Genomic DNA, 5,395 nt, shown 5'->3' with positions numbered 1-5,395 from the left:
TATGAGAAATACCTGTATATAACGGGTGGGAGTGAAGAGTAAACAATCATAAGCCCCAATCAGCCATTAACCTTGTGACATGTGAGCAAATGCCACGGTAAATGATGGGAGGTTTGTCACACTATGGTAAAACCTCCCAATGACCAATTTAGGACAAATTAAATATAGAAACCAACTAAAAACTTAAAGTTATGAAAACAGAAAGTATTGAAAAGGCTTATGCCTATGCAAAAGAACGTTATGCAGCTGTGGGTGTGGATACCGACAAAGCTGTCGAACTACTGAAGAAAACTCCGATTTCCCTACATTGCTGGCAGGCCGACGACGTGGTCGGCTTCGAGCGCAACGAAGCGCTCTCCGGAGGAATTCAGACAACGGGGAACTATCCGGGGCGTGCCCGAAACATAGAGGAAGTACGCCGGGACATCCTTTTCGTAAAGAGTCTGTTGGGAGGGAAGCACCGGTTGAATCTTCATGAAATATATGGTGATTTCGGCGGAAAGTTCGTAGACCGCAATCAAGTGGAAGTCGACCAATTCCAAAGTTGGATAGACTGGGCAAGAGAGAACGACATGAAACTCGACTTCAACTCTACCAGCTTCTCACATCCGAAGAGCGGCAGCCTGTCATTGGCTAATCCCGACAAGGGTATCCGCGAATTCTGGATCGAGCATACCAAGCGTTGCCGTAGGATTGCCGATGCTATGGGCAGGGCACAGGGCGACCCTTGCATCATGAACATCTGGGTGCACGACGGTTGCAAGGACCTGACCGTCGAGCGTATGCGCTATCGCCGGCTCATGGCAGAGAGCTTGGACGAGATATTGGCCGAGAAGCTCGACGGCGTGAAGAACTGCCTGGAGGCAAAACTCTTTGGCATCGGGCTGGAAAGCTACACCGTCGGTTCGCACGACTTCGTGGCCGGCTACTGCGCTACGCGTAATCTGATGTACACCCTCGACACTGGACATTACGAACAGACCGAGAACGTCAGCGACATGGTAGCGTCACTCCTGCTCTTCGTGCCCGAGTTGATGCTCCATGTGAGCCGCCCCGTGCGCTGGGATTCCGATCACGTTACAATCATGAACGACCAGACGCTTGACCTTTTCAAGGAACTTGTGCGGGCCGACGCGCTTGACCGTGCGCACATCGGGCTGGACTACTTCGATGCCTCCATCAACCGCATCGGTGCATATATCGTCGGGACGCGCGCCACGCAGAAATGTCTGTTGCAGGCTTTCTTGGAACCCATCGACCGACTCCGTGCCTACGAGGATACCGACAAGGGGTTCGAGCGCCTGGCTCTGTTGGAAGAAGCTAAGAGTCTGCCGTTCGGCGCCATCTATGACTATTTCAACCTGACAAGCGGCGTACCTGTCGGCGAGGATTTCATTCCCGTAGTCGAGCAATATGAAAAGGATGTACTGTCTAAACGCGGATAAAAAATGAATATCATCATCGGACTTCTCATCATCGCCATCGGCGCTTTCTGTCAATCGAGTTGCTACGTCCCTATTAACCGCATCAAAGTGTGGAGCTGGGAGAGCTACTGGCTCGTGCAGGGCGTGTTCGCATGGCTGTTGCTCCCGCTGCTTGGCGCATTGCTTGCTGTGCCTTCGGGACACTCGCTGACGGATCTCTTTACCGCCGATCACATGTTCGACATCAACATGACCATTCTTTTCGGTATTCTTTGGGGCGTGGGAGGGCTAACCTTCGGACTTTCCATGCGTTATCTCGGAGTTGCGCTCGGACAGAGCATCTCTTTGGGTACTTGCGCGGGATTGGGAACGGTACTCGGTCCTATTATGCTGAACGTCATCTATCCCGAGGGGCACCACTTGGAAAAACTGACGGTCTCGGTGCTCATTGGAGTAGGAGTGACGCTCGTGGGCATTGCCGTCATCGGCGTTGCGGGCTCGATGAAGGCGGCTCAGCTTAGTGACGAAGCGAAGCGCGCAGCCGTCAAGGAATTCAATTTCCCGAAAGGAATCGCCATCGCACTCTTGGCTGGCTGCATGAGCGCGTGCTTCAATGTGGGGCTGGAGTTTGGGAGCGGCTTGCATTTTGCCGCGACGTCCGGCCTGTTCAAGACGCTGCCCGCCACCTTGCTCGTTACGGTCGGCGGCTTCGCTACTAACGCCGTCTACTGTCTCTGGCAGAACCAAAAGAACCACACTTGGAGTGATTACGGCAAGCGAAGCGTGTGGGCTAACAACATTCTCTTCTGCCTTTTGGCGGGAGCGTTGTGGTACAGCCAGTTCTTTGGATTGGCTCTGGGCAAAGGCTTCCTTACCGACTCGCCCGTGCTGATTACGTTCTCGTTCTGCATACTAATGGCGCTCGACGTCGTTTTCTCCAACGTTTGGGGCATACTACTGAAAGAGTGGAAAGGCTGTGGGCGACGAACAATAGCCGTGCTCGTCGTGGGCATCGTGATTCTGGTTGTTTCTTCGTTCCTGCCTCAATTGTTATGATCGTACTGAATTAAAACAAGCAAATGATTATGAAAAGTATTTTAGACGGCCGTCCCCGATTGGAAAACGAGGTTGGCAAGATTGCGGAAGTGGCCGGATATCTCTGGCAGAAAGGGTGGGCCGAGCGCAACGGCGGGAACATCACCGTCAACATCACGGCGTTCATCGACGACGAAATCAAGGCGCTCCCAGCTATCAGCGACATAAAAGAGATAGGAGCGACGCTGCCAGCCTTGAAGGGCCAATATTTCTTCTGCAAGGGAACGGGACGACGCATGCGCGACCTTGCTCGCTGGCCGATGGAGAACGGAAGCGTCATTCGTGTGCTCGACGACTGCAGTAGTTATGTCATCATCGCCGACAATCCCGTGCTTCCAACTTCTGAATTGCCGAGCCACCTGATGGTTCATGCTCGACAACTCGAGCGAAAGACGGAAATTAAGGCTACGCTGCACACACACCCAATCGAACTTGTGGCCATGAGCCATGGCAAGAGATTTTTGGAGAAAGATGTGCTCACACGCTTGTTGTGGAGCATGATTCCCGAGACGAAAGCCTTCTGTCCGCTGGGGCTGGGCGTCGTTCCTTACGCTATTCCGGGCTCGAACGCCTTGGCCGAAGGAACGCTGAAAGAACTTGAGGATTACGACGTGGTGCTATGGGAAAAGCACGGTGTCTTTGCCAAAAGCACGGATATCATGGATGCGTTCGACCAAATTGATGTGCTGTCGAAGAGTGCCGCCATTTATTTGGACTGTAAAGCCATGGGCTTCGAACCAGATGGAATGAGCGACGCGCAGATGAAGGAACTCTCGCAGGTTTTCCATTTGCCGAAGTAAGCGATTATCACCTAACGAATGGGAGCCTCCCCCAACCCCTCCAAAGGAGGGGAGAACGAGCTTGCGGGCTAATCTGCTCCGGTTTTTTCTCACCTGCTTTTGATGGGCAGCGGGAGGCTCCAGATTTTTTGCTTCCAATAGTAATTTCTGCTCAGAAACTGCAGTTTTTCATGGGACACAGCCAATTTATGATGAAAAACTGCATTTTTTTGATGGAAAACGGAAATTTACGATGAAAAACTGCAGTTTTTTGATGGAAAACGGAATTTTATGATGAAAAACTCGAGTTTTTTGATGGAAAACGAAAATTTATGATGAAAAACTCGAGTTTTTTTGCAGAAAACAAAAATTTTGATGAAAAACTGCAGTTTTTTGATAAAATACGACTAATTCTGACGAAAAACTACAGTTTTTTTGTAGAAAAGTACATATAAAATCTGAAAAACGGAAAAATGTAGCGATAACGTTATTAATCAAAGACTTAAAAAGGCTTTGGAAAGCAGCGTAAAGCCAACCGTGTACGGTCTTTATGCCAGACAGTGACAGCGTTCCGTCTCCTATTCGTAACCCCTGCAAGGGTAAGAATGGACAGGTGGAAAATCAAGGGAATTCGCTCTGAAATAGGCTGTTAGGCTGAAAATTCCCATCCTTCGGTTTCTTATTCCGCGTTCCCCTCGATTTGCTTAGTGGACAACTGCTCCACAGTAAATAATTTTGCAAACGAAAGGAACAAAAGCAATGAGAAGTACATTTTCAGTCATCTTCTATTTGAAGAAAGACAAGGTAAAGAAAGACGGTACGGCACCTATCATGGGACGTATCACCGTGGACGGCACGCAAGCGCAGTTCAGCTGCAAACTCTCCATCGATTCAAACCTCTGGGGCGTAAAGGGTGGTCGTGCGGTTGGCAAGAGTGTAACGACACGGGAGACCAACCGGATGCTCGACAAACTCCGTGTAGGTATCACAAAGCATTATCAGGAAATCATGGAGCGCGACAGCTTTGTCACGGCCGAGAAAGTCAGGAATGCTTTCCTTGGTTTGGAATACCGCTGCCAGACGCTCATAAAGATTTATGACCACTTCATGGAAGATTATGCCAAGAAAGTCGACTGCGGCATGAAAGCAAAGAGCACATTGACGAAATACCATGCCGTATACAGTCACCTAAAGGACTTCCTGCAATCACGCTATCATGTGAGTGACATTGCATTGAAAGAAATTCAACCAACATTCATCACCGATTTTGAGACTTACCTGCTTGCAGAAAAACACCTGCATTGCAACTCTGTCTGGGTATATTCCTGTCCCGTCCGTATGCTGCTGCACAGGGCGGTAGAAAACGGCTGGCTGATACGTTATCCATTCCCTGACTGCAGTGTGCCGAAAGAGGAAACAGAAAAAGGATTCCTTACCAAAGAAGAACTCGGACAGCTTATCAACGCTCCGAAGATGAACTTCAAACGGACATTCATCCGCGATCTGTTCCTTTTCTGTGCTTTCACGGGATTGGCTTACATAGACCTGAAGAACCTTCGAGAGGAAAATATCGTGTCCAACCCGCTCGACGGTAGCGTATGGATACACACCTATCGACAAAAGACCGGTGTGGAAACAAACGTCCGCCTACTCGACATTCCCCTTCAAATCATGAAGAAATACAAAGGCCTGTGCGACGACGGGCGTGTCTTTCCCGTTCCGTCCTATAATTCCTGCAAAATGATACTACGTACCGTCATGAAGAAATGCTGCATCCACAAACACATTACTTGGCACATGGCGCGTCACACGATGGCAACGGTGGTATGCCTTTCCAACGGCATGCCTATCGAGTCTGTCAGTAGCGTACTGGGGCACAAGTGTATCTCCAGTACACAGATATACGCCAAGATTACCAATGAGAAATTGAACAAAGAAATGAATGTTCTATCGGAGAAACTTGCCGGCATCGGTGAATTCGTCACCTCTGAGGATTTTGCGTAATGGTACGAAAAATAAAAATGCCTTTATTGTACGTTGTCAAATAAAAGTGCACAACTGGGACCTCAATTAAGTTTGAGGTTTTAGTATGAATTA

The 5,395-nt window shown here is 49.4% G+C and carries 4 protein-coding genes; all 4 read left to right on the top strand.

The window, feature by feature from the left end:
- Window positions 1-191 precede the first annotated feature (191 nt).
- Window positions 192-1,445, top strand: a complete 1,254-nt coding sequence (locus HMPREF0670_RS02885; RefSeq protein ID WP_009229657.1) for an L-rhamnose isomerase — start codon at window positions 192-194, stop codon at window positions 1,443-1,445.
- A 3-nt stretch (window positions 1,446-1,448) separates the two neighbouring features.
- Window positions 1,449-2,480 carry an L-rhamnose/proton symporter RhaT gene (locus tag HMPREF0670_RS02880; protein WP_009229656.1) on the top strand — a complete coding sequence of 344 codons (1,032 nt, stop codon included), beginning with the start codon at window positions 1,449-1,451 and terminating at the stop codon, window positions 2,478-2,480.
- A 29-nt stretch (window positions 2,481-2,509) separates the two neighbouring features.
- Complete coding sequence (gene rhaD, locus HMPREF0670_RS02875; protein WP_009229655.1) at window positions 2,510-3,319, top strand: rhamnulose-1-phosphate aldolase; 810 nt, start codon at window positions 2,510-2,512, stop codon at window positions 3,317-3,319.
- Between the two features lie 738 nt (window positions 3,320-4,057).
- Window positions 4,058-5,302, top strand: a complete 1,245-nt coding sequence (locus HMPREF0670_RS02870; RefSeq protein WP_009229654.1) for a site-specific integrase — start codon at window positions 4,058-4,060, stop codon at window positions 5,300-5,302.
- The last annotated feature ends 93 nt before the right edge of the window (window positions 5,303-5,395 follow it).

It is taken from the genome of Prevotella sp. oral taxon 317 str. F0108 (assembly GCF_000162415.1).
Taxonomy (GTDB): domain Bacteria; phylum Bacteroidota; class Bacteroidia; order Bacteroidales; family Bacteroidaceae; genus Prevotella; species Prevotella conceptionensis.
Note: the sequence above shows the minus strand (reverse complement) of the source record. Positions and strands in the feature narration are given on the sequence as shown.